Below are 26112 nucleotides of genomic sequence, written 5' to 3'. Positions count from 1 at the left end.
GATGGGACCGACGCACAGTGTTCCGGCTGCGGCGCGCCGAGGACATGGATCATTGCGACCGATTCCGGTACTTTTCGCCGATGCCCCGTACCGCTTCAGCTGCCGCCACTTCGCCCGTCACGGTCCCGGCCTTCCGCCTGTACGGCGAGACCGGCGACCGCGAGACACCAGACCTGTTGCACTGGGAATCCATCGCCGCGCGCAGCCGCCTGCACGACTGGCACATCCGCCCGCACCGCCACGACGATCTGCTGCAACTGCTGTATCTGCAGCGCGGCAGCGCCGGCCTGCACTTGGACGGAACGCAGCAGCGCCTGCGCGGACCATGCCTGCTGCTGTTGCCGCCGCTGTGCGTGCACGGCTTTCGCTTCCAGCGCAACGTGCGCGGCCACATCGTGACCGTGTCGGCGCCGCTGCGGCAGCGCCTGGCGGCGCAATGGCCGAGCCTGGACGAGGCGCTGGCGCAGCCGGTGTGCCTGCCCGCCGGCGACCAGCAACCGATGCTCGACGCCTGCTTCACCGCCATCGCCGTCGAGCACGCGCAGCGCCGCCCCGGCCGCGAGCCGATGCTGCAGGCGCTGGCGACGCAGGCCCTGCTGTGGGCGGCGCGCGGCGCACTGGCGCAGGCCCACGCCGATCCGCACGACGCCGACCGCGGCGCGCGCCATGTGCGTGCCTACACGGCGTTGATCGACGCGCATTACCGCGAACACTGGCCGCTGGCCCGCTATGCCGACCGGCTCGGACTGAGCCGCAGCCATCTCAACGCGCTGTGCCGGCGCCTGGCCGGCGCCTCGGCACTGGAACTGCTGCAACGCCGGATCATGCTCGAAGCGCGGCGCAGCCTGGTCTACACCACCTTGACCGTGCAACAACTCGCCGAAGTGCTGGGCTATGCGGATGCGGCGTATTTCAGCCGCTGCTTCCGCCGGCACGCCGGATGTTCGCCGATGCAGTTCCGGCAGCGGGCGCAGGGGTGAACGCGTGGGGTTCGTCGGGACGGCCCGGTCGCGGCTGAAGCCGCTCCTACAAGGACTTACAGGGAGATACCGGCGTCGTCCGGTGTAGGAGCGGCTTCAGCCGCGACGAACGCAGCGGCAATGGCGAGTCGCCGCAGAGGCGTCGGGACTGAAGTCCCTCCCACACGCCGTATTGACCGCGCGTAGCTCAACTCGCAGGCAACGGAGCAGACATCGCTCCTGCGAGCACTGCATCCATCACGCATCACCAGGCGCCGATGCGACGCCCGGCGACTCACAACAATCAGAACGGATACTGCGGTGCGCTGTCCTGGATCGTCACCCACTGCCAGTGCGTGTACTGGCCCCAGTCGGCGGGGCCGCCCATGCTGGTGCCGTTGCCAGAGGCGCCGGTGCCGCCGAAGGGATTGGTGACTTCGTCGGCCACGGTCTGGTCGTTGATGTGCAGCAGGCCGGTGTGCAGGCGTTCGCCCAGTGCCATCGCGCGGCCGACCGAGGCCGACAGGATGCCGGCCGACAGGCCGTATTCGGTCTGGTTGGCCAGCGCCACCGCCTCGTCGTCGCTGTCGAAGGCGATGACATTGGCGACCGGGCCGAACACTTCTTCCTCGAACGCCGGCATGCCCGGCCGCACGTTCGACAGCACGGTGGGCGCGTAGAACAGGCCCTCGTGCGTACCGCCGGCCTCGACCACGGCGCCGGCCGCCACCGAGGCATCCACCACGTCCTTGACGTGCTGCAACTGGCGCTGGTCGATGATGGGGCCAAGCGCCACGTGCGCGGTGGCCGGGTCGCCGACCGGCAGATGCCGCGCCTTCTCGGCCAGGCGCCGGGTCAGTTCGGCGGCGATGCTGCGCTGGACCAGCACGCGGCCGGTGGCCATGCAGATCTGGCCCTGGTGGAAGTACGCGCCGAAGGCGATCGCCGACACCGCCTTGTCCAGGTCGGCATCGTCCAGCACGATCAGCGAATTCTTGCCGCCCAGCTCCAGCGCGGTCTTCTTGAGGTGCTTGCCGGCCAGCTCGCCGATGCGGCGGCCGGCGGCGGTAGAACCGGTGAACGCGATCATCGGCACGCCCGGCGCCTCGACCAGGGCCTGGCCGGCGTCGGCGCCGCCCGGCAGCACGTGCAGCAGGCCCTTCGGCAGGCCCGCCTGCTGCAGCACTTCGGCGATGACGAAACCGCCGGCGTACGGGGTGCGCGGATCGGGCTTGAGCACCACCGCATTGCCCACCGCCAGCGCCGGCGCCACCGAACGCAGCGACAGCACCAGCGGGAAATTGAACGGCGAGATCACCCCGACCACGCCCAGCGGCAGGCGCCGCGCCAGGCTCAGCCGGCCCGGCGCGGTCGGCAGCACCTGGCCCTGCGCCTGCAGCGGCATCGCCGCGGCCTGCTGCAGCAGCACGATCGCCTCGCGCACTTCGTGCTCGCCCTTGGGCAGGATGCCGCCGGTCTCGCGCGCGATCAGCGCCGCGGCCACGGCTGCATGCTGCTGCAGCACTTGCGCGGCGCGATGGAACACCGCCGCGCGCTCGCGCGGCGGCGTGGCCGCCCAGGCGCGTTGCGCGTCGCGGGCCTGCGCCACCGCCGTGGCCACGTCGGCCGCATTGGCCTGGCCGACGCGGTGCAGCGCCTTGCCGCTGCCGGGTTCGATCACCTCCAGGACGCCGCCCTGGGCGGCGATCCACTCGCCATTGAAGATGCGCTCGCTCCAGGTGGACGCGGCGGCCAGGGGTTCGGTGCTGTGCATGATGTCTACTCTCGTGGAAAGGATGGGCAGGGGCGTGCTCAGATCGACGTGGCGGCCAGTCCGCCGTCCACCGGCAGATTGACGCCGTTGATCCAGCGCGCCGCATCGGAGGCCAGGAACACCACCGCTTCGGCCACTTCGTCGGCATAGGCCGGACGCTTCATCTTGCCGGCGTCGGCCTGGACCCGCTCGGGCCCGAGCATGGTGACGAAATCGCCCAGGATCGGCGTGAACACCGGGCCGGGCGCGACGCTGTTGACGCGCACCGAATGGTCGGCGAACCAGTCGCGCGAACGCAGCAGCGTCCACACGATCAGCGCTTCCTTGAAGTACTGGTAGCAGGTGTCCTGCGGCACCGGATGCGTCGCCAGCCAGTCGCTGCCGGCGGCATAGCTGTCGGTGGCGGCCAGTTGCTTGTGCAGGTCCAGCCGCTGCGGCCACTCGGCGCCGAGGATGGAGGCGATGTTGATGATGCTGCCGCCGGGCACGATGCGCGGCAGCAGCGCCTGGCTGAGATGGCGCAGGCCCAGGTAGTTGACCTTCGCCACCAGGTCCACCGGCGCGGTGCCGGGCACGCCGGCGATGTTGGCCAGCGCATCGATGCGCTCGGGCAACTGCGCCACCAGCGCATCGATCGAGGCCGGGTCGCCGAGATCGGCCTGGTGGAAGCCGTGCAGGGTCATGTTGACCGGCTGGCGGTCGATGCCGATCACCGTGGCGCCGTGGAAGCGCGCCAGGCGCGCGACCTCGGCGCCGATGCCGGAGGCCACGCCGGTGACGAGGAGGGTCTTGTTGTGCAGGTTCATGGCAGCGCGTGTCCGTTGCGGAGTTGATCAGAAGACGTGGATGTATTGGACGTTGACGTTGTGGCCGGACGGCGCGTTCTTGACCTCCACCGGCATGTAGAAATTGGCGTTGAAGATGTTCTTCTGGTCGATCCGCCACGACAGGCCGGGGCCGAGATAGAACAGGGTCTGCTTGCTGTCGGCCACGCGCTCGCCATTGGTGCGGTTGTCGCGCAACTGCTTGAGGTAGTAACCGTTGATGCCCAGGTGCAGGTCCTTGACCACTTCCAGCGAGCTGGCGAAGTTGAGCCAGGCGGCGTCGCCGGCCTGGCCGTTGCGGAACACGAAGCCATCGCCCTGCGGCACGTTGGAGGCCTTGTCGGCGCGGAAGTTGTAGATGTAGTTCAGCCGCCCGCTGATCTCCCAGCGCGGCGTCGGCAGGATGCTGAAGGCCCAGCTCGGCAGCACCGACCAGTAGCCCGCGCCCTGGTTGACGTCGCGGTTGCGGTCGAACTTGCCGATCGGCGCCAGCGCATCGAGTTCGAAGCGCTGCGAGAACACCGGCCGGCCATCGCGGATCACCGGCGCCATCTGCAGGTACGGGCCGATGGTCAGGTCGCCCAGGCCGACGCCGTTGTCGCGCAGCCGCACCGGGCTGTCGTAAGCGAACGACGTGTCCAGGTCGACCAGCGCGGCCAGCGCGGTGATGCCGAGCGAGCCGCCGAACAGCTTGTAGTCGCTGAGGTAGGCGACCTGGGTCACCCACACCGAGGAGCCGATGTGCGGATCGCGGAACACCGGCACGTCGTCGCCGTGCGCGTCCTTGATCGCATCGAAGTCGTAGCGGCGCAGGTACTGGATCGCGGTCCAGCCCGGGTTGGGTTTGCTGAAACCGTCGAAGAAACTGGTCCCGCCGGTGTTGATGCCGGTCGGCAGGGTGGCACTCTGCGGCACCGATTGCGCGGCCGCTGGGGCGGCGCAGGCGATGGTCAGCAAGGCGAGCAGGGACACGCGCGGGCGGGGACGCGGCGGCGATGGAACACGGCGGCAGACACGGGTCACGGGCAGGCACTCCAAGCGAAAGGGGAACGGCGGGGTGCGGGGGAAGAGAAACGCGAACAGGCGCCGCCGCGCAGGGCGCGGCCGCACGGCGGCGCGCAGCGTCAGCGGGACGCTGGCGGCGGGTCGGACATCAACGGGGAGGATGGGCGCGCGGCGCAGGCCGGCCGCGCCCACGCACAGGGCTACAGGCGGTCGAGCGCGTCCAGCCGGTCCAGCGCCTGCAGCAGCGCGCGTGCCGAGGTCGCGCCGAGCGCGGTGCCGAGCTGCTGCTCCATGCGCACCACTTCGGCTTCGGCCTGCGCCAGCAGTGCCGTGCCGGGCGCGGTCAGATGCAGATGCTGCATGCGCCGATCCTGGCGCCCGCGCACCTGCCGCAGCAGTTTGCGCTTGACCAGGCGCGCGACCACGATCGCCAGGTTCGGCGGCGACACGCTCAGCACCTCGCCCAACTGGCGCTGGTTGATGCCCGGATTGGCGTCCACCAGCACCAGCAGCGAATACTCCACCGGCTTCAACTCGAAGGCGCGTACGCAATCCTGGAACAGCCGCCGCACCTGCAGTTCGGTGCGGGTGATGCGGTAGCCGATCAGGCTGGTCAGGCGCCGCTGGTCCACGCTGTCCGCCGTGTGCGGATCGGCGGGCAACGCGCTGTTGGACATCTCGGGACTCGGTTTCGAACTCACTGCGCTTCCTGCATGGGGCGTCCTGCGGCCAGGTCACGGCGGCTGCGCACGCATCCGTCGGCGCCGGCCGGCGGTGCCGTCGCCATTGCATTGTAGGGGCATGGCCGCGCATGGTCACAACGCCGCGTCCACGCGCCGCAGCAGCGCCCGGTACGGCGCGGCGGCGGTCCACAGGCACAGCGCGCCGAGCAGCGCCGCGCCCATGCACACCACGCCCAGCGACAGCCCGACCTGGCGCTCGTCGGCGAGCACGTGGTCGGTACCCAGCGCCACCAGGTACGGCCCCAGGCCCAGTCCGATCAGGTTGACCAGCAGCAGGTAGATCGAGGTGACCTGGCCGCGCAGCCGGTTCGGCGTGACCGCTTGCAGGATCGCCGGCGCCAGCGCCACCGGCATGCCCAGCACGAACGTGGTCAGCGCGACTGCTGCCAGCGCCAGCCACGGCCCCGGCGCGATCGCGAACAACGCGTTGCTGACCACCAGCAGCACCGCCCCGACCAGCGAGATCTTCAGCGCCGCATCGCGGCTGCCGCGCGCGGCCAGGCGGTCGGCGAGGAAGCCGCTGAACAGCATGCCGGCGATGCCGAAGGTGAGGATGATGATGCCGTAGGCCGGGCCGATCTCGCCCGGTGTCCACTGCCAGCGGCGGATGAAGGTGGCCGGCAGCCAGGCGGTGATGCCGAAGGTGATCATCGCGATCACGCCGTTTGCCAGGAACAGCGCCACGTACACCCGCGCGTTGTCGCGCAGGTGGCTCAGGTCCGGGCGCACACTCGGCACCGCCGCGGCCTGCTCGCGCCGCGCCGGCTCGCGCACCGTGGCCATCAGCGCGATCACGGCCAGGCCGGGCAGCGCGACCAGGATGAAGGCCGCCTGCCAGGGCCGGAAGCTGCCCAGCAGCGGCAACACCACCGTGCTCTCCTTGCTGGTGGCCGCGATCACCAGGCCGCCGACGATGAACGCCGCCGCCGAGCCGATGTAGACGCCGGAGGTGTACACGCTCATCGCCCGCGCACGCTTTTCCGGCGGGAAGTAGTCGGCCAGCATCGAGTACGCCGCCGGCGACAGCGAGGCCTCGCCGACGCCGACGAACACCCGCGCCAGGAACAGGGTGAAGAAGCTGGTGACGTAGGCGCCGGCCGCGGTCGCCGCGATCCACACCACCACGCCGAGCACGATCAGGTTGCGGCGATTGCGGCGGTCGGCGACGCGGCCCAGCATCACCCCGATCAACGTGTAGAACACCGCGAAGGCGAAGCCGTGGACCAGGCTGAAGGCCGAGTCGGACAGCTGCAGGTCGCGTTTGATCGGCTGCACCAGCAGACCGAGGATCTGCCGGTCGACGAAGGACAGCGTGTAGGCCAGCAACAGCACGATGGTGACGTACCACGCATACAGCGGGCGGTACGGCGCAGACGATGGCAGCGGATCGCGCATGGGAAGGCTCCGGCTCAGAAGCGCAGGGTCAGGAAGGGGGCGATGTAGAAGTAGTCGCGGCCGCGGACCGGTCCCTCGCGCAGGAACGGCCCGGCCTGGGTGTAGTGGGCGTACACGTCCAGGCTGGCGAAGGCGTTGAAGCGGTACTTCACCCACAGCACCGAGCGCGTGCCGATGTCGCGCGCATCGTTGGCATCGCCCGGCTGCAGCACCCGCCAGCCGGCCGCGTACACGCCGTCGTGCAGGCTCTGCCGCTGCAGCTTGAGCACGTACATGTCGATCCACAGCCGTTCGCTGGGACGCAGCACCAGCTCCGGGCCGATGGCGCGCACGTTGCTGCTGATCATGCTGCCGTCGAACACCGAGGCGCGCGCGTACAGGCCATTGAAGGTGTTCAGTTCGCCATCGCGCGGATCGCGGTCGCCGGAGGACGCTTCCATGCGCCAGCCCAGCCGCGGCGTCCACGCGGTCCTGGCGAAGGTGTAGCCGCCGAACAGCGTGCCCTGCCAGGCGCGCACGCGCTGGCCGGCGAAATGGCCGCGCTGGCCGATCAGTTCCAGGTCGTAGTCCCAGCCCTGCACCGCGCCGCTCAGACGCGTGGACAGCGTGTGCCGATGCTCCTCGCCGATCACGCCGCCATAGCGGCGCCCGTCCTGCACAGTGTCCAGGTACAGCGTCTCCAGCAGCGCCGCCTTCGGCTGGCTGGGCGACAGCGGCACTTCGGCGTGCGCCCCCCACAGGCGCTGGTCGCGGTTGGCACGGTCGTCGAAGCTACCGGTGCGGGTCAGCACCGGGCGCCCCCACAGCAGGCCGCCGCTCCAGCGCGGCTGCCGGGTCAGCAGGCGCACCGCATCGAACGGCATGCGCGAATTGGCCGGGTCGCGCGGATCGAGCAGGCGCTGCCAGGCGTAGGCGATCTGCTGGCGGCCGGCGCGCAGGCGCCAGGCCGGCTCCTTCTGCCCGTCGGACAGTTCGACGAAGCCCTGCGCCAGGTCCAGCGGATTGCGGTCGGTGGCCTGCACCGGCCGCGTCTGCAGGCCGGCGACACGGCTGTCGGCGAGTTCGCCGAACAGGCGCAGGTACGCCGAGGGCCGGTAGTCGGCCCACAAGCGCAGGCGCTGCTGCGCATAGCCGTGCGGATCGGTGGCGAAGCGGCCGAAGCCGGCGTGCTCGCGATAGTCGTACAGCGTGCGGCTCTCGCCGCCGAGGCTGAGCCAGCCATCGCCGACGGGGATGTACTTCCATTTCTCCCAGCCCTGGCGCGGACGCGCCGCCAGCGCCGAATAGTCTTCCTGATCGGCCAGCAGCTTGCCCTGCGGGCCGCTGTTTTCGGCATCGGCCTGGGCGCAGCCGACGCTGCACAACATTGCCAGGCACACGGTACGGGGCGCACGGCGTGCGCGCGCATGAGGCACAGTCATCGATTCCCTCCCAAGTCTCGAAGCCAGTGGTGCGAAGGAGCGCGATTCGCTATCCGGTCGCGCGGCCGAGCGGTGCGGTCATGACGGCGGCGCCGGCACCGCGCCCGGTGCGGTGCCGGCGTACAGCTGTTCGACCAGCGCCGCCCGCGCGCGCAGCACGTTGCGCTGGTTGATCGAACCCTTGTCGGTGATTTCGCCGGCCTCCAGGCTCGGCGGCTGTTCCAGCCAGGCCGCGCACGCGACATGGCTGGCGCTGCCGGTGGCGCCGCGGTTGAGCGTGTCGAGCAAGCGCTGCAGCCAGTCGCGGACGTGCGGCGCCTGCAGCACCTGCGCCGCCTCGGCCTGCGCCGGCAGCCCCGACAACGCCTGCAGCGCGTCCAGCCGCGGGAACAGCAGCAGGCCGATGGCATCGCGGTCGGCGCCGGTCACCACCACGTCCTGCACGTAGGCGGCGCCTTCCATCAGCACACGCGTGCGCAGCGGGCCGACGCTGACGAACACGCCGGAGGACAGCTTGAAGTCCTCGGCCAGGCGCCCGTCGAACAACAGGCCGCGCTCGGGATGCTGCGGGTCGATCGGCTTGAGCGCATCGCCCGAGCGGTAGAACCCTTCCTCATCGAAGGCCTCGGCCGTCTGCTGCGGTGCGTTCCAGTAACCGGGCATCACGTGCGGCCCGCGGAAACGCGCTTCCAGCTTGTCGCCGACCGGCACCAGCTTGACCTCGCAACCCGGCGCCGGCACGCCGACGTCGCCAGGCGTGTTGCTGGTGCCGTGGGTGAAGGTGCACGACGGCGCGCACTCGGTCATGCCCAGGCCGGCGAGCATGCGGATGCGCTCGCCGCAGTGCGCCTCGGCGATGCGCTCCAGCCGGTCCCAGACTTCCTGCGACAACGCCGCGGCGGCGAAGAAGAACATGCGCATGCGCGACAGGAAGGTCTCGCGCAGCGCCGCATCCTGTTCCAGCGCCTGCGCCAGCTGTTCCCAGCCGCGCGGCACGCTCAGGTACACGGTGGGCGCGATCTCGCGCAGGTTGCGCAGGGTCTGCTGGAACAGCGCCGGGGTCGGCTTGCCGTCGTCCAGATAGAAGCTGCCGCCGTTGTACAGGGCGATGCCGATGTTGTGGCTGCCGCCGAAGGTGTGGTTCCACGGCAGCCAGTCGACCAGCACCGGAGTCTCGCCAAGCACCGGAAAGGTCTGCAGCAGCATCTGCTGGTTCGCGCACAGCATGCGCTGGGTGGTGATCACCGCCTTGGGCAGCAGGGTGGAGCCGGAGGTGAACAGGAACTTGGCGATGCTGTCCGGGCCGCAGGCGGCGAAGGCGGCATCGGCGGCGTCCAGCGCACGCGGCGCCAGCAGTTCCTCGAAGCGCAGGCAGGCGCGATCGCGCAGGGTACCGCGCACGCACACGGCCGGTACATCGGTGGGGAACACGGCAGCGATCGCCGGGGCGAACGCCTCGCCGTCGCTGGCGAACAGCAGTCCCGGGCGCAGCACTTCTGCCACATGCCGCAGCTTGGCGTAATCGCGCGACAGCAGCGCATAGCCCGGCGACACCGGGCAATACGGGATGCCGGCATACATCGCCGCGAACGCGAGCTGCAGGTGTTCCAGATCGTTGCCCGACAGGATCGCCAGCGGCCGTTGCGCCGACAGGCCCATGTCCAGCAGGTGCGCAGCGATGCGGCGGGTGCGCTCGAGCATCTGCGCGTAGCTCAGCCGCCGCCACTGCCCATCTTCGTCGCGCTGCGCCACGAAGGTCGCATCGGGGGTGTGCAGCGCCCAGTGCTGCAGGCGCTGCAGCAGGTGCCTGGGCAGCGGCGCCAGCGGTTCGCGCGCGCGCAGGCGCAGCACGCCGTCGGCATCGCGGTGGACCTCGGTATCGGCGTGGCTCAGTCCGACAGGACGGTAGCGCACGGCGGTGGCAACGGACTCAGCGGCATTCATCGGAACCATCCGGAGGAGAGAGACGGCACGGCGTGCGGCAGCGCCGCCGCGGCCCTGCGGAGCCGCAGGCGACGCGACGGGTCAGCGCTTGTAGGTCTGCAGACCGGGCTTGATGGTTTTGTCGTCCAGGAACTGCTTCAGGCCCTGTTGCCGGCCCTTCTCGGGATCGCGGTGATTGGACTGGTCGACCTTGGCGTACAGGTAGTCCTCGTTCTGCTCCCAGGTCAGCTCGCGACAGCGCTTGAAGCCGTGCTTGGCGAAGCGCAGCACCACCGGGTTCTTCTGCTGCAGTTCCTGCGCCAGCTTGGTCACTTCGGCGCGCAGCTGCGCGCGCGGCACGCTGGCGTTGACCAGGCCCATCTGCGCCGCCTCGGTGCCGGTGAAGGTGCGCCCGGTCATGATGTACAGCATGGCGTTGCGGTGGCCCATGGTGTCGGCGACCGCCTTGCTGACCAGGTTGCCCGGGGGGATGCCCCAGTTGATCTCCGACAGCCCGAACACCGCCTCGTCGGCGGCGATGGCCAGGTCGCAGGCCACCAGCGGCGAGAACGCGCCGCCGAAGCACCAGCCGTTGACCGCGGCGATGGTCGGCTTGCTGTAGAAGCGCAGCAGGCGCCACTGCCACTGCGAGCAGTCGCGGCGCATGCGCTCCTGCACGATCTCTTCCTTGCCGTCGGTCTCGCGGAAGTACTCCTTCAGGTCCATGCCGGCCGACCAGGATTCGCCCGCGCCGGTCAGCACCAGCACCTCGGCGCTGCTGTCCAGCTCCAGCGTCTCCAGCACGTCGATCATCTCGCGATTGAGGGTGGGACTCATCGCGTTGCGCTTGTCCGGGCGGTTCAGGGTGACCCAGGCGATGCCTGCGTCGATCTCGACCTGGACGGTCTGCCAGCGGTCTTGGTAGCTGCTCATGGATAGGCCTGCATGGGGAGGGGGGAAGGAGCGGATCACTTAGGACTGATAATAGTTATAGATCATCATTATTTCGGCGCAAGCTGCACTGCAGCATGGCGCCGTGCGGTGCTGGGAAGTCGGCAGCACGCCCATGGGCGGCGCGACAGCAATCGCGATACCGGGTTTCGTGGGCGTCATGAAGGGAGCAGGCCATCCCAGGACGTTAGATCCGCCGACGCATCGCCGCGAGGCTTCACGCCCAGCGAACGCAACGCTCACGGGGGACGTTCAGTCCCGGGTTAGCATCCAGGCCACAGGGGTTCCGTCGACACCGGGGTGATGTGATGCACACCGTCTCCGCGCTTGACCAATCGACCCACGCTCGCGTCAGCATCGATCTGGACGCCGAAATGGCGTACTGGCAGCAGGCCCATGCCGAGGGCCGTCTCGGCCGCCAGGGTTTCGCCGACTATGCGCAGCTGCTGAAGATCGGCTACAACGTATACATGGCCTACCCGCGCGCCAGCGAGGCGCAACTGTATCGGGTGCTGCAGGACGCCTATCACCAGTGCGCGCCGATGCTGTCGGTGCCGTGGGACGAGGCGCGCTGGCTGGTGCGGCATGCGTGGCAACACCTGGCGCATTCGGGGCGTTGTCACTGAGGAGCGGGCATCTCGTCGTTGTACGCGTAGGAGCGGCTTCAGCCGCGACGGGCCTTACCGAGAATGCCTGTCGCGGCTGAAACCGCTCCTACGACGAGGCTTCGGTCGTTACAGAAGGCGCCCACAAGGCGCCGCGTACCGGCGTAGCGGCGACAACAGGACAGCACACCATCGCGTGCATGGCACACCGCGTCATGCGCCGCCGGTTTGCTATCGCGCGCGCTCCCACGCTGCATGCGGCTCAACGCGACGACGTGGGCGGCGACGCGCTGCGCTCCTTCGCCTCCAGGCGCCCATGGAACGCGTTCGATCCCTTGCCCGGCGCCGTCGCCGATTCGCCTTCGCTGCGCTTGAGCCGCTGCTTGCGCTGTTCGACCACGTTGCTGGCCAGGGCCACGCGACGCCCGATCACCATGTCGGTCAGCCAGTCGATCAGGTAGCGCGTGTACGCGGCCTGGTGCGCCTTTTCGGTCAGCGCATGATCGGCGCCGGCGATCGTGCGCGTGGTCAGCGAACGCGCGTTGGAGAACGCTGCCGCGTAGTTGCGCAGCACCTGCCCGGGCACGATCACGTCGCGCTCGGCCTCCACCAGCAGCACATCGCCACGATAGCGCTGGCAGGCCGCCAGAGCGCGGTTGTCCGCCGGCGTCACCACGCGGTTGCGGTACGGCATCAGGTCCGGATCGCGGTTCAGGGCGACTTTCGGTCCGTCCCAGTGCGCGTCCTTGTACAGCGCCGGCGAGCGCAGGGCCAGCCACTCCACCGGCCGTTCCAGCGTCAGCAACGCGGCCAGGTAACCGCCGTAGCTGAGCCCCACCACCGCGATCGCCTCCGGATCCACCTGCGGCGACGCCGCCAGGCGATCGTAGGCGGCCTTGATGTCGTCCAGGTTCTGCGCGCGCGTCACCGTCTCGCGCATCGCCGCCAAGCCCTCGTGGCCGCGCAGGTCGAAGGTCAGGCACACGCAACCCAGACCCGCCGCCTCGCGCGCGCGCACCAGGTTGTGGTGCTGGTTGCCGCCCCAGCCGTGCACGAACAGCACGCCGGGCAGGCGGCTGGTCGGCGTCAGCAAGGTGCCGCTGAGCGCCGCGCCGTCGACCGCGATGGCGATGGCGATGCTGGACAGTTCGGCTTCCATGGTCAGGTCACGCTGCGCATGTAGCGGTACTTGGTCAGCAGGCCGGTGCGTGGCTCCTCGCCGACGTAGTAGACCTGCGCCCCGGGCGGCGGCGGCGGATGCGCGCCGTAGCGCTCGACGGTGGCGGCGATCACGCGCTGCAGCGTCGGCGACTGCTGGAACGCGGCGACCGCGGCCAGTTCCGCCGGCGTGGCGCCGCCGACACGCCAGGACTGCTCGAGCACGCCGCAGGCGACACTGCCGTCGGGAAGCAGGCCTTCGATCACATCGTAGTTGCGCCGCGACGCATAGAAGCCCGGATAGGCCGCGGCCACCAGCCGGTCGTAGTCGCGCGCCTTCAGCACGGCGGTGCGCTGGCGCGGCGGCAACGGCTGCGCCAGCAGCGTGTCGAGGGTGCCGCGGATCACGTGCAGCTCCGAGCCGCCATAGGCCTCGCGGCCGCTGCCGTCGCGGGTGACCGACTGCGTGCCGCAGTAGGCGATGGTGATGCCGGCGCAGTGCGTTTCGCCGACGCTGAAGGTGGTCGGCTGGTGCAGGTGCCGTTCCAGCACCACGCCATGCCGCTGCAACTCGTGCCCCGGCAAGGCCGACAGCGCCGCGTCCAGCGCCGCCGCATCGTGCAGCAGAACCTGGCCCAGCCCGCCCACGCCGTGGCACGGCTTCAGCCGCACCTGGCCCCCGTCGCACAGGCGCGCGAACGCGCGCCGGGCATCCGCGGCGCCGAAGGCGGTGTAGCCCGGCAGCGTCGCGGCCACCAGGGCCGCGCCGAGGCCAGGCTGCCATCCTTCCGGCGCCTGCGCACCGCCTTGGACCAGCGGATGGCTGATCGCCTTGGTGGCGACGAAGGCATGCGGCACCACGCCGCCCAGCAGATCGGCGGCGCCGTGCACGCCGAGTTGCGCAGCCTGCGCTTGCGTCAGGGTTTCGTCGGGCACGTAGAACGCACCCGGCGCTAGCGCATCCGACCCGGCGGCAAGACGCGCGTCGTGCAACGGCAGGCGCATCAATCGCGCGATCTCGGCGACCACCCAGGCATGCGTGGCGGCCTCGTGGCCTCCGGACGCCGTATCGCATACGCGGTAGGCGCGGACATTGGCATGCGCAGCGAACCGGGCCATAGCGGGCGCTCCGTGCGCATGGGGAAGACGCGGCGTTTCAGCCATGGCCGCACCAGCGCAGCAGCGCTGCCACGGCAAGGGCGATCACCACGAGCGACACGACCACGCGCAGCCAGCGGCTGGCGCACAGTTGCTTCCACCAGGCCGAGGCCTCGGGCGTGCCGCTGGCATCCCGGGCGCGCGGCGGCGGCGCGGACGCTGGAGGGGAAGCCGCAGACTGGCGGTCGTCGTGGCGCATTGGCCAAGGCTGTCGCGCGGGCTGTCGCACGCGGGTGAACGCGATGTGGTGCGTGTGTCATCGCGGGAGTACAAGCATCGGCTGCACCCGGACAACCGCATCGCCGGCCGGCGATGCGCCTGGCGTTTGCGACGAAGCCGACCCAGCGCGCGCAGCACGTCAGTGCGAACAGGAAACGGGCCGCGCCATCAGGATCGCCAGAACGCGCGGCAGCGGGCGCAAGCCGCGCCCGGCGTCGCGCTCAGGCGGCAGCCGTCGCCGCGGCGTGGTGCGCGGGCAATCGCGCATCGATCCGGTGCTTGCCGGCCAGCGCCTGCATGCCCTGCAAGGTGGCCTGCACCGCACTGGCATAGCCGCTGCGCCACAGCTCCGCGCGTGACTGCCGCGACGCCGCCGCATTCAGCGCCAGCGCGAATGCCTGCACGCGGGGATCGGCCAGCGCGGCGCGCTCCAGGAACGGCTGCTCCGGCGCGATGACGTCGACCGGGGCCAGCCAGGCGTCGGCGACCAGTTCGGCCACGCCGGCGCGGTGCGAGAGCTGGTGCATGGCGCTAAGCGTTTCGTGCAGCATTTCCAGGCACGCCCATTGCCACAGCGCGGCCTTGTACTGCGGGTCGGCCTGGTCCAGGGCGGACAAGGCGCCATCCACATGATCGATGCGAAGATCCTGCATGGCCGACTCCACGATACGGCGTTGCGATCCGCACATTCTGCGCGGCGAAAGTGAGCGCAACGTGAGTCGTGCGGCGGCAGCGACGTGCGTGCAGTCACACGGCGCGCGGCGCGGCTGCGTCCAGGCACGGGCATCGCGTATACTTGCGCACCGCGCCCGGCTGGCGCGCGCCCGCTCACCACGCTCTTCCATGACGCCACCCTGACACCCGCGACACGCATCGGCCCGCCCTCGACGGCCGGCCGAAGGTTGCTGGTTTTCCCTTGCATCTAGCGAGCACTGCCCTGCAGGGCGGTGTCAGGAGCGTTTACCTTGAAGTTTTCTTCTTCCCTGCGCCAGTCCTGGTGCGGCAATCTCCGTGGCGACGTGCTCGCCGGCCTGGTCGTCGCATTGGCGCTGATTCCCGAGGCGATCGCGTTCTCGATCATCGCCGGGGTCGACCCCAAGATCGGCCTCTATGCCGCCTTCTGCATCTGCGTGACCATCGCCTTCGCCGGCGGGCGCCCCGGCATGATCTCCGCCGCCACCGGCGCGATGGCGCTGCTGATGATCGGCCTGGTCAAAGAGCACGGCGTGCCCTATCTGCTGGCGGCCACGCTGCTGACCGGCGTGCTGCAGATCCTGGCCGGGCTGTTCAAGCTCGGCGCGCTGATGCGCTTCGTCTCGCGCTCGGTGATCACCGGCTTCGTCAATGCGCTGGCGATCCTGATCTTCATGGCACAACTGCCCGAGCTGATCGGCGTGCCGGTGCCGGTATATCCGCTGGTGGCACTGGGCCTGCTGCTGATCTACGGCCTGCCCTGGCTGTCGCGGCGCAGCTTTCCCGGCATCGGCCTGTGGCTGCTGGTGCTGGGTGCAGCCTTGACCGCGGGCAGCATGGCGCCATGGACGCTGCTGCCGGTAGCCGTGGGTGGCGCGGTGGCGTTGGTGCTCGGGCACCGCTGGACGCGCGGCCTGGCGGTACCGCCACCGTTGGTGGCGATCGTGCTGCTAACCGGGCTGGCGCTGTACTTCGGCATCCACGTGCCCACCGTCGGCGACAAGGGGCAGCTGCCCGATCGCCTGCCCAGCCTGCTGCTGCCGGCGGTGCCGTGGACGCTGGAGACGCTGCGGATCGTGTTCCCGGTATCGGCGACGATGGCGGTGGTCGGCCTGCTCGAGTCGATGATGACCGCGCAGATCGTCGACGACATGACCGACACGCCCAGCGACAAGAACCGCGAGTGCGTGGGCCAGGGCGTGGCCAACATCGTCAGCGGCCTGTTCGGCGGCATGGCCGGCTGCGCGATGATCGGGCAGTCGGTGATCAACGTGAAGTCCGGCGGGCGTGGGCGCCTGTCCGCGCTGGTCGCCGGCAGCGTGCTGTTGCTGCTGGTGGTGTTTGCCGGCGCCTGGGTGCGGCAGATCCCGATGGCCGCGCTGGTGGCGGTGATGATCATGGTCTCGGTGGGCACGTTCAGCTGGCGCTCGCTGGCGCAATTGCGCACCCACCCGACCAGCTCCAGCGTGGTGATGCTCGGCACCGTCGCGGTGACCGTGGCCACCCACGACCTGGCGCGCGGCGTGCTCACCGGCGTGCTGCTGTCGGCGCTGTTCTTCGCGCGCAAGGTCGGGCGCATGCTGCGGATCGAGCGCAGCGAGGGCGCGGACGGTGGCCACACCTACCGCATCCGCGGCCAACTGTTCTTCGCCTCGGCCGGCAGCTTCGCCGGCGCCTTCGACTTCGCCCATGCGCCGGCGCGGGTCACCCTGGACCTGAGCCACGCGCATGTCTGGGACATCAGCGCCATCGGCGCGCTGGACCAGGTGGTGATGAAGTTTCGCCGCCACGGCGCCCAGGTCCACGTGTTGGGACTGAACCCGGACAGTGCAGCGATGGTCGGGCGGCTGGGGACGCACCATCGTGAGGACGCGGAGCGCATTCCCTTGCATTGAAGCCGCCGAGCATCCACACCGCGGCGAGAGGACGCGCGGTGCGGCAAACACGTCATCTGGTGGGCGCCGCGCGACAATCATCGCGTTCCTCTCATGCACTGACATGGCGACGACGTCACACGATTAGCATCGGCCTGCCGACCGACTGCGCAGGAGACCCGCGATGCCGCTGGACCACTGGCAACTGCCGCCGCACGACTGGGTACCCAACCACCCGTTCCTGCCGGTGCTGCACTACCGGCAGTGCGTGGGCGCCATCGACGCCGACGGCTTCGAACGGCGCTTCGCCGCGCACGGCTGGCCGCCGCAATGGCGCGACGGCATCTACGACTATCACCACTATCATTCCACCGCGCACGAAATGCTAGGCGTCGCCCGCGGCAGCGCCCGCGTGCTGCTCGGTGGCCCGGGCGGCATCGAGGTCGCGCTCGCGGCCGGCGATGCGTTGCTGTTGCCGGCCGGGACAGGCCATTGCCGGCTGGCGGCCAGCGCCGACTTCATGGTCGTCGGCGCCTATCCCGACGGGCAGGACTGGGATATCTGCCGGGAGGCGCCTACGGCCGAGATGCTGCAACGGATCGCCAACGTGCCGTTTCCAAGCAGCGATCCATTGCTAGGGGCGGAGGGGCCGTTGCTGAAGCATTGGAAGAGACCTGTCGACGTCGACTGACCGCGTCGTCGCACGGGATCATGCTTGCCGCGAAATTGGCCCCGCCGCCCAGACATCGCAAGCCGGATCGAACTCGGTCGTCGCTGCGTGCTCGGACCGCCAACCGAAGCCACAGATCGCCATGACGCTCTGGCGCATCGGATCCAGGTCCAGTGCCTTGCCGAGATCGACATCATTGATGGCAGAGGTGACGAACGCGCCCAACCCCAGATCGGTGGCAGAGAAGTACAGCGCCTGTGAGATGTGGCCGACGTCCAGAGTCAGCGCGCGATAGGCCTTGGCATGCTGGCGATACTTCCAGAACGTCCGGTTGAATCGCGGCGCCAGCAGGACCAGCACGTGAGCGTCGGCGAACCAATGCTGCCCGGCCAGCGCCACCCTCGCGAAGGTATCGATGTCCGGTTCCGGGCACGGCAGCTGGATTAACGCGTGATCCACAGGGTGGTAGTGGTACAGGCCGGGTTCGATTCCTTCCACCCGGCGTATCAGCAGGTAGGCTTCGGTCGGGTGCAGCCCGCCGGCGGACGGCACGTTCTTCTTCAGGAACACCGTGTCGTCCTGGACCTTCAGCGTCGCCCGCGCCATCAGCACCCGCTGCAACATTCGCAGGAACAGCGCGTGCGGCAGCGGGCGGGCATCGTCGTAGTTGCGACAGGTAACGCGACGCGCAAGCATGGCCTCAAAGGCGCCATCGTCCAGCCGCGGCAATGGAATCCTGGCAAGGCCGGACCCGACCTCCTGCACCTCCGGCGGCGGCGCGCCCAGCTTGCGGCGCAGGTCCGGGGCGGACACCATGCCGTTGCGTTCCATCGCAGTCACTCCGTCGATACCCTGCCAACGGCTTGCCCAGTGCGCCACGGCGGCAACTGGCCACCAATAGGCGGACCGCAATGCCTCGTCGCGCTCGCGAAACGCGACATAGCGCGCGTCGTCGCCGATCAGCAGACCGCGTTCGAGCGCCCGCTCGATCGCGTCGTCCGCATGATCGGTCAACTGCGCGCGCTCGACCCATTCCGTGGGACTGACCTGACCGAGCAGCGGCAGGTCGACCGCGTTGAGTTCGAGCTCACTATCCAGATGCGGCGCCAGGGCGACCCAGGCCAGCCGGCGACGCAATCCGGCACCACCACGAAGCAGGCTGGTCATGTCGAACGCCACATGTTCCCGCGCCTCGACAAACAGCACGGAGCAGCGTCTTACGCGCATGCATCCCTCGTTTCCGCCCTGCGTAAGTGCTGCATCGATTGGCCACATTGGAGAGATGCTGGACTGCTAGGATACCGTCGCGGACCCGATCGCTGCTGGCAGCGCCCGAGGCAACCGCACCGCCGCCATGCGTACATCGCATGTCCACCAATATCGAAACAGGGGACTACACCATGACCGATCAGCCGCAGGGGCATCCGCCCTTCGATCTCGCCACCGCCCAGCAATTGCTCACGCTTCTGTCCACCGACGACGACTTCCGCGCGCTGTTCGCGCAGGATCCGGGCGCGGCGCTGCGTAGCCTCGGCTTGTCCGATCAACGCGCCGCCGCCGCGGTTGAGGAGCCGACCTGCCTGTGCACGTCGGACCTGGCGAGCAAGGAAGAAATCCAGGAAGCCCTGGAACTGCTGCTGGCCTACCTCACCGCCGAGGGCACGCATACGGTCGTTCACTGCTTCGAAGCAGGTTCCGTTGTCGCCAGCCTGACCGCCAAATAGGTCGGTAGCGCTTGCCCCGCCCAGGCGCGACGGAAGGTTTCCGCCTTCTGCCGCGCCTGGTCGGTCTGGCCCAGGCTGGCCAGGATTTCCGTGGTACTTACCACTGCCAGGTTCGCATCGGCGACATTCATCGATTGGAGGGCCAATCCACCGATCGGTTCGATGTACGCCAGGCCGCGGCGCGCGACCAACCAGTCGTTTTCGGCCAGGGCCTGCTTCTTCTCGCCGGCCGCGAGCAACGCGTCGCGCAGGCTGACGTGGAGTTGATACGGCTCCCGGCCATCGATCTGTTCACGCAACAAGGCGACCGCGCGCTCGGGATTGCCGCTATCGACGAACTGCTGCGCCCGCAGCAGGGACAGCAGCTTGATCATCGGCGGGAAGCCAGACTGCGTGACCAGCGAAGCGAGCTGCGCAGCGTGGACGTCGTACAGCGTGTGGTCGCCGCTGCGCTGGGCCAGGCGGATCGCCGACATCGCCACGATCACAAGATCGTCGCGATCGCCAGCGTCGCCGTGGACCGCACGCTCCAGCGCTTCGTCAGCGATCCGCGCCAGCATCGCCCGATCCACCGTCCGCGGATCGGTGACGAAGGCGACCGCCTGCTGCGCGATCTGCAGGGGATAGCGGATCACCGGCTCGGCATCCGCCGACGCAGCCACCGCCGCCTGCGCGGCGGCGGCGGCATCGCCCAAGCGCCCCTGGTCCAAGGGAATGGAAATCTGTTCGAAGTGGTCGGTCAGCGCTGCTCCTGACGCCGCCAGTGCCGCCATGATCCTGCCAGCTGCCGGATAGTCCTTCATCGCAGCGAACGCAGCGGCGTGGCGTCGGGTTGCGGGATAGCCACCAAGTTCCTCGGCCTGTTTGAAGGCGTTCAGCGCGTCGCCGTAACGGCCCTGCGCCAGGTAGATGCGACCCTGCAATTCCACCGCCACGTCGCGCAGCGGATTCTGCGGCACCGCGAACTTCTGCACGCTATGCTCGGCGGAAGCGTAATTGCCCTCGGTGAACTCGTCCCAGGCGAACTGCGCCGCGCCGGCGTAGTAGTCCGGATACAGTTCCGACAGCATCTTCCACTTCTGCTTGGCCTGCCGCCACGGGTGCGGCCCCAGTTCGCTCGCCCACGCATCCAGGTATAGCGCATCGCGCTCGGACAGATGGTCGCGCAGTGCCATGGCCTTGGCCAGGTACTGCAACGCCGCGCGATTGTTGGCGGTGGAGATCTCGACCCGCATCGATCCCATGTAGGCCAACGCGAAGTCCTTGTCGATCTCCGCCGCCTTGACGAAGTACTGATCGGCGGATCGGAAATCACGCCGAGTGAAGTACTTCATCGCGATCGCATAGGCCTTCAAAGCGTCCAGGCTGCTGGTGGTGACGCTGGGCAGCGGAGGCGAATTCTTCCTGATGACCTCCTCGCCTTCGCCCAACTGCTCGCGCAGCGAAGCGGTCACCGCGTCGATGGATGCCAGCACCGAGCCAGCGCCGCGGCCGTCGCGGGACTCGGCATAGACGGTCGCCTGCGTACGCGGATCGACCACCTCCGCGCTCACCCGCACCCGCCCGCCGACCTCCGACACCGTGGCGAGCAGCACGGCGCGCGCGCCGTCGCGCTGCGCGATCTCCGAGGCCGTGGCACGATCAAGTGGCGTGTGCTCCGGATCGCGGCGCATCCGCGTGAGCGTATCGCGCACCTTCAGATCACTGAGCACATTGACGTAGCGCGACTGCTCCAGGCTGATGCGAAAGGCCTGCTGCAGCGAATCGTCCAACGCCACATCGCCCGTCAAATTCCGCAAATCCCCCACCACCACCCAGTCGCGTTCGGCGAAGGCGATGGCCGGCTGCGGGCGGGTGACGAACCAGATGCCGACCGCGAATGCGGCGATCAGCGCCGCCTCCGCCGCCAGCGCCGCCGGCCGGCGCCACAGCGGGATGTCGCGCCAGGCCTTGGGCGTGGGCTTGGGCGCGCGCAGCGGGGTGTGGCCGATCTCGCCGACTTCGTAGATCTCCAGCGGGGTCGGCACGCCCTTGAAGCGCCAGCGACCGTGCGATTTCCACAGCAGGCGCTCGCCGCGCTCGCCCAGCTCGCGGGCGGCGCGGTGGGTCAGCGACTCGGCCACCGCCGACAGCAGGATCTGCCCGGGCCGCGCCAGGGTCATCAGTCGCGCCGCGGTCGGCTTGGCCAGGCCTTCCACCTCCAGCGGCTTGGCGCCCACCTGCACGGCGGCATCGCTGTTGCGCCAGGTCAGCACTTCGCCCACGTGCAGGCCGGCGCGCACCTTCAGGTCGAGCTTGCGCTGCGTGCCCAGCTCGCGCAGGCCGCGGCTGTAGTCCAGGGCGAAGCCGAGGCCGTCGATCGGCCGTTCGAACAACAGCAGCAGGCCGTCGGAACGGTCGATCAGGCGCCCGCGCCAGCGCTGCTGCAGCTCCAGCACCAGCGAGTCGTGCCGCTTGAACAGCTCGGCCGCGTTGGCGTCACCGAGTTTTTCCACCAGCGCCACCGAGTCGCACAGGTCGGTCAGCAGCAGGGTGCGCAGCTGCGGGACCTCGGGCGGCGGTGCGATGGCGTCGGTCATGGCGGCGGCTCGGCGGGGGCGCGGTGGCTCAGCAGTTGGCGGAGGCGAGGTCGTGCCAGTACAGCCGGTTGCCGCCCTGGCGTTTGGCCTCGTACAACGCCGCATCGGCGTTGGCGTACCAGTCGTTCCAGTCCGAATGCGGGTCGACCCGGCTGATGCCGATGCTGACCGGGCAGATGTGTGGCGCCGGGTGCGGCACGCCCAGCAGGTTCTGCACGGTGGCGAGCACGAACTCGCCGATCCGGCGCAGATCCTCGACGTTGCCGGCGGCCACCAGCAGGCAGAACTCGTCGCCGCCCAGGCGGCAGGCGATATCGTCCGGCCCGGCCACCGAGCGCAGGATGTTGGCGACGTTCTGCAGCACGCGGTCGCCGACCAGGTGGCCGTGGGCGTCGTTGATGTGCTTGAAGCGGTCGCAGTCGATCAGCAGCAGGCCCGGACCGGGCGAGCGGCCGTCGCGGCGGCACTCCTGCAGGCGCAGGATCAGCCCGCGGCGGTTGTGCAGGCCGGTGAGTTCGTCGGTACGCACCAGCTCTTCGGTCTGGGTGAGTTGGTGGGTGGTGGCGTAGAGGTTGTCCAGCGCCGCTTCCAGGTCGCGGTTGCGCCGGCGCAGCTGGCGGATCAGGGTCTGCTCGTTCATCACCACGCGCACGATGGTGCGGCGGAGGAAGTAGGCGACCACGCCCGGGTCGCGCTCGACCAGGCGCTGGAAGTCGTCGTGATCCAGTTCCACCAGCGCGCCGTCGCTGGCGGCGATGGCGTCGGCGCTGCGCATGTGGTTGCCGATCAACAGGCCCAGTTCGCCGAAGAATTCGCCATGGCCGAGATGCTTCACCACCAGGTCCTCGCCGAAATCCAGATCGATCACGCCGCTGGTGATCACGAACATGGCGCTGCCGCCATCGCCGCGGCGGAACAGCACGTCGCCGGCGCGCACCGTGCGGGCGCGGCCGAATTCGGAAAACAGGCGCAATTCCGCGGCGGTCAGCACCGCCAGCTCGTTCGGCTTCGGAGCGACCGCAGCAGTGGAAATTGTGCCGCGTGCGGTGGATGCGGCGCTGTCGCAGCTCATCCGGCCCCCTAATCTGACGTCGCTGGCCCCTGTCCGGTGAGCATATCACCTACACATGGCGCTCACGATACATTTCACAGCCAATCTCGCCCCACCAGGAGACGCTGCAGCAAGCTGTCGCACGCGGTAGACATCGTCGCCGCGCCATCGGCGCCCGCGCGTAAAAAAAGCCCGGGCGAACCCGGGCTTCCCACCTCCTGCCAGGGAGGGGCGATCGATCGGCACCTGGCTGCAGGTCAGGCCGCCTTCTCGCCATGGAACTGCTCTTCCTCGGTCGAGCCGGTCAGCGCGGTGGTCGAGGACTGGCCCTGCTGGATCGCCTGGGTCACCGCATCGAAGTAGCCGGTGCCGACCTCGCGCTGGTGCTTGACCGCGGTGAAGCCGCGGTCGGCGGCGGCGAACTCGGCCTCCTGCAGTTCGACGAAGGCGCTCATCTGCCGGCGCGCGTAACCGTGCGCCAGGTTGAACATCGAGTAGTTCAGCGCGTGGAAGCCGGCCAGGGTAATGAACTGGAACTTGTAGCCGTAGCTGGCGATCTCGCGCTGGAACTTGGCGATGGTGGCGTCGTCCAGGTTCTTCTTCCAGTTGAAGCTGGGCGAGCAGTTGTAGGCCAGCAACTTGCCGGGGAACTTGGCGTGGATGGCCTCGGCGAACTTGCGCGCGAACTCCAGGTCCGGCTTGCCGGTCTCGCACCAGATCAGGTCGGCGTAGGGCGCGTAGGCCAGGCCGCGGCTGATCGCCTGGTCCAGGCCCTTGCGGGTGCGGAAGAAGCCTTCGACGGTGCGCTCGCCGGTGGTGAACGGGCGGTCGTTGGGGTCGATGTCGCTGGTCACCAGGTCGGCGGCCTCGGCATCGGTGCGCGCCACCAGCAGGGTCGGCACGCCCATCACGTCGGCGGCCAGGCGCGCGGCGTTCAACTTCTCGATCGCCTCGCGGGTCGGCACCAGCACCTTGCCGCCCATGTGCCCGCACTTCTTCACCGAGGCCAGCTGGTCCTCGAAGTGCACGCCGGCCGCGCCGGCCTCGATCATCGCCTTCATCAGTTCGAAGGCGTTGAGCACGCCGCCGAAGCCGGCCTCGGCGTCGGCCACGATCGGCTGCAGGAAGTCGATCTCGTCCTTGCCTTCGGCGTGGTGCAACTGGTCCGCACGCAGCAGGGTGTTGTTGATGCGCTTGACCACCGCCGGCACCGAGTCGGCCGGGTACAGCGACTGGTCCGGGTACATCTGCCCGGCCAGGTTGGCGTCGGCAGCGACCTGCCAGCCGGACAGGTAGATGGCGTTGAGCCCGGCCTTGACCTGCTGCATCGCCTGGTTGCCGGTCAGCGCGCCCAGCGCGTTGACGAAGTCCTTCTCGTGCAGGTACTTCCACAGCTTCTCGGCACCGAGCCGGGCCAGCGAATGCTCCACGTGCACCGTGCCGCGCAGGCGCACCACGTCGGCGGCGGTGTAGTTGCGGGTGATCCCGGCCCAGCGCGGATCGGTGTCCCAGTCGCGCTGGATCTGTTCGGCGGTCTGCAACGTGGTGCTCATCTGGCGTTCTCCTCGAAAAATGGATGCAGCGATGAAACGGTGGGGGTGTGGCTGGATTGAAGGCTTGGCCGGCATGTAAGGGGTCCGACGCGGGAACATCGCTTTCACGATTCCCCATTCCCGACTCCCCACTCCCGGCTTCCAATCAATCGATCAACTGATAGGCCGGCAAGGTCAGGAAATCGGCCAGTTCTTCGTCTCGCGTCAGCCGATCCAGCAACGCGATGGCCTCGTCCACCCGCGCCCCGCCCGGCAGCAGCGCGCGCTCGCCCAGCCGTGCCGGCAGCTGCCGCAGGCAGGCGTCGAACAGGGCGAAGTCGATGGCGGTGCCGTCGTCCAGGTGCAGGCCGCCCACGTGCAGCCACTGCCACAGCTGGCTGCGGCTGATCTCGGCGGTGGCGGCGTCCTCCATCAGATGGTGGATCGGCACGCAGCCGTTGCCGTCCAGCCACGCCGCCAGGTAGCGCACGCACACTTCGATGTTGCCCTCGAAGCCGGCGCGGGTGATGGTGCCGGGGGACGGGGCGATCAGCGTGTCGCGGTCGGCCTGCACGTCCTCGCGGCGCACCGCATGCTGGTTCGGCGTGCGCATGTGCTCGTCGAACACCGCACGGGCGATCGGGATCAGCGCCGGGTGCGCCACCCAGGTGCCGTCGTGGCCGGCGGTGACCTCGCGCAGCTTGTCCGCGCGCACCCTCGCCATCGCCTGTTCGTTGGCCGCCTCGTCGTGGCTGATCGGGATCTGCGCGGCCATGCCGCCCATCGCATGCGCGCCACGGCGGTGACAGGTGCGGATCAGCAGTTCCGAATAGGCCTTCAGGAACGGCTGGGTCATGGTCACCTGGCCGCGCTCGGGCAGCACCCGGTCCGGATGCCGGCGGAAGGTCTTCAGGTAGGAAAAGATGTAGTCCCAGCGGCCGCAGTTCAGGCCGACGATGCGCCCGCGCAGCGCGTGCAGGATCTCGTCCATCTCGAACACCGCCGGCAGCGTCTCGATCAGCACGGTGACCTTGATCTGGCCCTGCGGCAGGCCGAGCATGTCCTCGATGTGGGCCAGCGCGGTTTCCCACAGCGCCGCTTCCTCCATCGACTGCAGCTTGGGCAGGTACAGGTACGGGCCGCGGTCCTTGGCCTGCAGTGCGCGGCCGTTGTGGAAGGCGAACAGCGCCGCATCGAACAGGCCGCCGGCCAGCGGTTGGCCATCGACCAGCACGTGCTTCTCGTCCAGGTGCCAGCCGCGCGGGCGCACGATCAGCACGGCCTGTTCCTCATAGGGTCGCAGCGCATAGCGCTTGCCCGGGCTGCCGTCGCGCGCGGCCGGCGCGGTGAAGGTCAGGGTCCCGGCCACCGCCTCGGCCAGCGCGCGCTGGCCGGCGACCAGGTTGCGCCAGGTCGGCGCGGTCGAGTCCTCGAAGTCGGCCATGTACACCTTGGCGCCGGAGTTCAGCGCATTGATGACCATCTTCGGATCGGTCGGGCCGGTGATCTCGACCCGGCGGTCCTGCAGCGCCTCGGGCAGCGGCGCCACCTGCCAGTCGCCCTCGCGGATCGCACGGGTGTCGTCACGGAAGTCCGGCAAGCCGCCGGCGTCGAAGAACGCCTGGCGCTCGCGGCGCGCCGCCAGCCGCGCCTGCCGCTCCGGCTCGATCGCCCGGTGCAGCGACACCAGCAGGGCCAGCAGCGGCGGCGGCAGCAGGGCGTCCTGGCCGGCCAGCGAGGTGGTCAGGGCGATGCCCGGCGTGGAACGCGTGGGGTCTGGAGCGACAGCGAAAGCGGGGGCGGACATGTGGGGATTCCTCGATGTTTCCGGGGCTCCACCGTGCTGCCAGGGCA

The 26112-nt window shown here is 69.4% G+C and carries 22 protein-coding genes; 5 read left to right on the top strand and 17 right to left on the bottom strand.

All coding sequences use genetic code 11. The features are described from left to right. Positions 1-80 precede the first annotated feature (80 nt). Positions 81-980 (top strand): helix-turn-helix domain-containing protein, encoded by a 900-nt coding sequence (locus tag AC1PLR_RS01455; RefSeq protein WP_481102425.1) that lies wholly within the window; start codon positions 81-83, stop codon positions 978-980. A gap of 283 nt (positions 981-1263) precedes the next feature. Here the strand turns inward: AC1PLR_RS01455 and AC1PLR_RS01450 are convergent, their stop codons facing one another. The 8 genes from AC1PLR_RS01450 to AC1PLR_RS01415 form a co-directional block, all read right to left on the bottom strand. Beyond that, positions 1264-2733: a benzaldehyde dehydrogenase gene (locus AC1PLR_RS01450; RefSeq protein WP_420008588.1), complete on the bottom strand. Its 1470-nt coding sequence runs from the start codon at positions 2731-2733 to the stop codon at positions 1264-1266. Between the two features lie 38 nt (positions 2734-2771). After that, entirely contained in the window at positions 2772-3539 is a 768-nt protein-coding gene (locus AC1PLR_RS01445; RefSeq protein ID WP_481102424.1) for a coniferyl-alcohol dehydrogenase, read from the bottom strand. A gap of 27 nt (positions 3540-3566) precedes the next feature. Continuing rightward, positions 3567-4586: a SphA family protein gene (locus tag AC1PLR_RS01440; RefSeq protein ID WP_420010300.1), complete on the bottom strand. Its 1020-nt coding sequence runs from the start codon at positions 4584-4586 to the stop codon at positions 3567-3569. Between the two features lie 176 nt (positions 4587-4762). Next, positions 4763-5239: a MarR family winged helix-turn-helix transcriptional regulator gene (locus AC1PLR_RS01435; RefSeq protein ID WP_150410378.1), complete on the bottom strand. Its 477-nt coding sequence runs from the start codon at positions 5237-5239 to the stop codon at positions 4763-4765. 138 nt (positions 5240-5377) lie between these two features. Next, positions 5378-6700 (bottom strand): spinster family MFS transporter, encoded by a 1323-nt coding sequence (locus tag AC1PLR_RS01430; RefSeq protein ID WP_481102423.1) that lies wholly within the window; start codon positions 6698-6700, stop codon positions 5378-5380. 14 nt (positions 6701-6714) lie between these two features. Further along, the gene (locus AC1PLR_RS01425) at positions 6715-8121 is read right to left on the bottom strand and encodes an alginate export family protein (protein ID WP_481102422.1); all 1407 of its coding nucleotides are present in this window, start codon (positions 8119-8121) and stop codon (positions 6715-6717) included. A 78-nt stretch (positions 8122-8199) separates the two neighbouring features. Continuing rightward, complete coding sequence (locus AC1PLR_RS01420; RefSeq protein WP_481102421.1) at positions 8200-10065, bottom strand: feruloyl-CoA synthase; 1866 nt, start codon at positions 10063-10065, stop codon at positions 8200-8202. Positions 10066-10146: 81 nt separating this feature from the next. Next, positions 10147-10977, bottom strand: coding sequence for a p-hydroxycinnamoyl CoA hydratase/lyase (locus AC1PLR_RS01415; RefSeq protein ID WP_209245272.1), 831 nt, complete (start codon positions 10975-10977; stop codon positions 10147-10149). A gap of 326 nt (positions 10978-11303) precedes the next feature. Between AC1PLR_RS01415 and AC1PLR_RS01410 the strand changes: the two genes are divergently transcribed. Continuing rightward, positions 11304-11621, top strand: a complete 318-nt coding sequence (locus tag AC1PLR_RS01410) for a hypothetical protein (RefSeq protein ID WP_481102420.1) — start codon at positions 11304-11306, stop codon at positions 11619-11621. A 241-nt stretch (positions 11622-11862) separates the two neighbouring features. On the opposite strand, the gene AC1PLR_RS01405 is transcribed toward AC1PLR_RS01410, so the two are convergent. From AC1PLR_RS01405 to AC1PLR_RS01390, 4 genes are all read right to left on the bottom strand, one after another. Then, positions 11863-12759, bottom strand: coding sequence for an alpha/beta hydrolase family protein (locus AC1PLR_RS01405; protein WP_481102419.1), 897 nt, complete (start codon positions 12757-12759; stop codon positions 11863-11865). Between the two features lie 2 nt (positions 12760-12761). After that, complete coding sequence (locus AC1PLR_RS01400; protein WP_481102418.1) at positions 12762-13877, bottom strand: DUF3182 family protein; 1116 nt, start codon at positions 13875-13877, stop codon at positions 12762-12764. A gap of 37 nt (positions 13878-13914) precedes the next feature. Next, positions 13915-14115, bottom strand: a complete 201-nt coding sequence (locus AC1PLR_RS01395; protein ID WP_481102417.1) for a hypothetical protein — start codon at positions 14113-14115, stop codon at positions 13915-13917. Between the two features lie 241 nt (positions 14116-14356). Beyond that, positions 14357-14788 (bottom strand): hypothetical protein, encoded by a 432-nt coding sequence (locus tag AC1PLR_RS01390; RefSeq protein WP_481102416.1) that lies wholly within the window; start codon positions 14786-14788, stop codon positions 14357-14359. Positions 14789-15100: 312 nt separating this feature from the next. Here AC1PLR_RS01390 and AC1PLR_RS01385 point away from each other — a divergent pair, with 312 nt between their 5' ends. Both AC1PLR_RS01385 and AC1PLR_RS01380 read left to right on the top strand, forming a co-directional pair. After that, positions 15101-16723 carry a SulP family inorganic anion transporter gene (locus tag AC1PLR_RS01385; protein ID WP_481102415.1) on the top strand — a complete coding sequence of 541 codons (1623 nt, stop codon included), beginning with the start codon at positions 15101-15103 and terminating at the stop codon, positions 16721-16723. A gap of 163 nt (positions 16724-16886) precedes the next feature. Continuing rightward, the gene (locus AC1PLR_RS01380; RefSeq protein WP_481102414.1) at positions 16887-17393 is read left to right on the top strand and encodes a cupin; all 507 of its coding nucleotides are present in this window, start codon (positions 16887-16889) and stop codon (positions 17391-17393) included. A gap of 18 nt (positions 17394-17411) precedes the next feature. Here AC1PLR_RS01380 and AC1PLR_RS01375 read toward each other — a convergent pair whose 3' ends face one another. Then, positions 17412-18599: a putative peptide maturation dehydrogenase gene (locus tag AC1PLR_RS01375; RefSeq protein WP_481102413.1), complete on the bottom strand. Its 1188-nt coding sequence runs from the start codon at positions 18597-18599 to the stop codon at positions 17412-17414. Positions 18600-18739: 140 nt separating this feature from the next. Here AC1PLR_RS01375 and AC1PLR_RS01370 point away from each other — a divergent pair, with 140 nt between their 5' ends. Then, the gene (locus AC1PLR_RS01370; RefSeq protein ID WP_019799789.1) at positions 18740-19096 is read left to right on the top strand and encodes an NHLP-related RiPP peptide; all 357 of its coding nucleotides are present in this window, start codon (positions 18740-18742) and stop codon (positions 19094-19096) included. Here the strand turns inward: AC1PLR_RS01370 and AC1PLR_RS01365 are convergent. The 4 genes from AC1PLR_RS01365 to aceB form a co-directional block, all read right to left on the bottom strand. Further along, on the bottom strand, positions 19048-21675 hold the full coding sequence (locus AC1PLR_RS01365; protein WP_481102412.1) for a putative peptide modification system cyclase: 2628 nt from the start codon (positions 21673-21675) through the stop codon (positions 19048-19050). The two genes, AC1PLR_RS01370 and AC1PLR_RS01365, sit on opposite strands and share 49 nt — an antisense overlap. 28 nt (positions 21676-21703) lie before the next feature. After that, positions 21704-22747, bottom strand: a complete 1044-nt coding sequence (locus AC1PLR_RS01360) for a GGDEF domain-containing protein (protein ID WP_481102411.1) — start codon at positions 22745-22747, stop codon at positions 21704-21706. Between the two features lie 236 nt (positions 22748-22983). Further along, complete coding sequence (gene aceA, locus AC1PLR_RS01355; protein WP_010343745.1) at positions 22984-24279, bottom strand: isocitrate lyase; 1296 nt, start codon at positions 24277-24279, stop codon at positions 22984-22986. 145 nt (positions 24280-24424) lie between these two features. Continuing rightward, complete coding sequence (gene aceB, locus AC1PLR_RS01350) at positions 24425-26065, bottom strand: malate synthase A (RefSeq protein WP_481102410.1); 1641 nt, start codon at positions 26063-26065, stop codon at positions 24425-24427. Between the last annotated feature and the right edge of the window lie 47 nt (positions 26066-26112).

It is taken from the genome of Xanthomonas sp. NCPPB 3570 (genome assembly GCF_056725115.1).
This window is presented reverse-complemented; position numbering and strand designations above follow the sequence as displayed.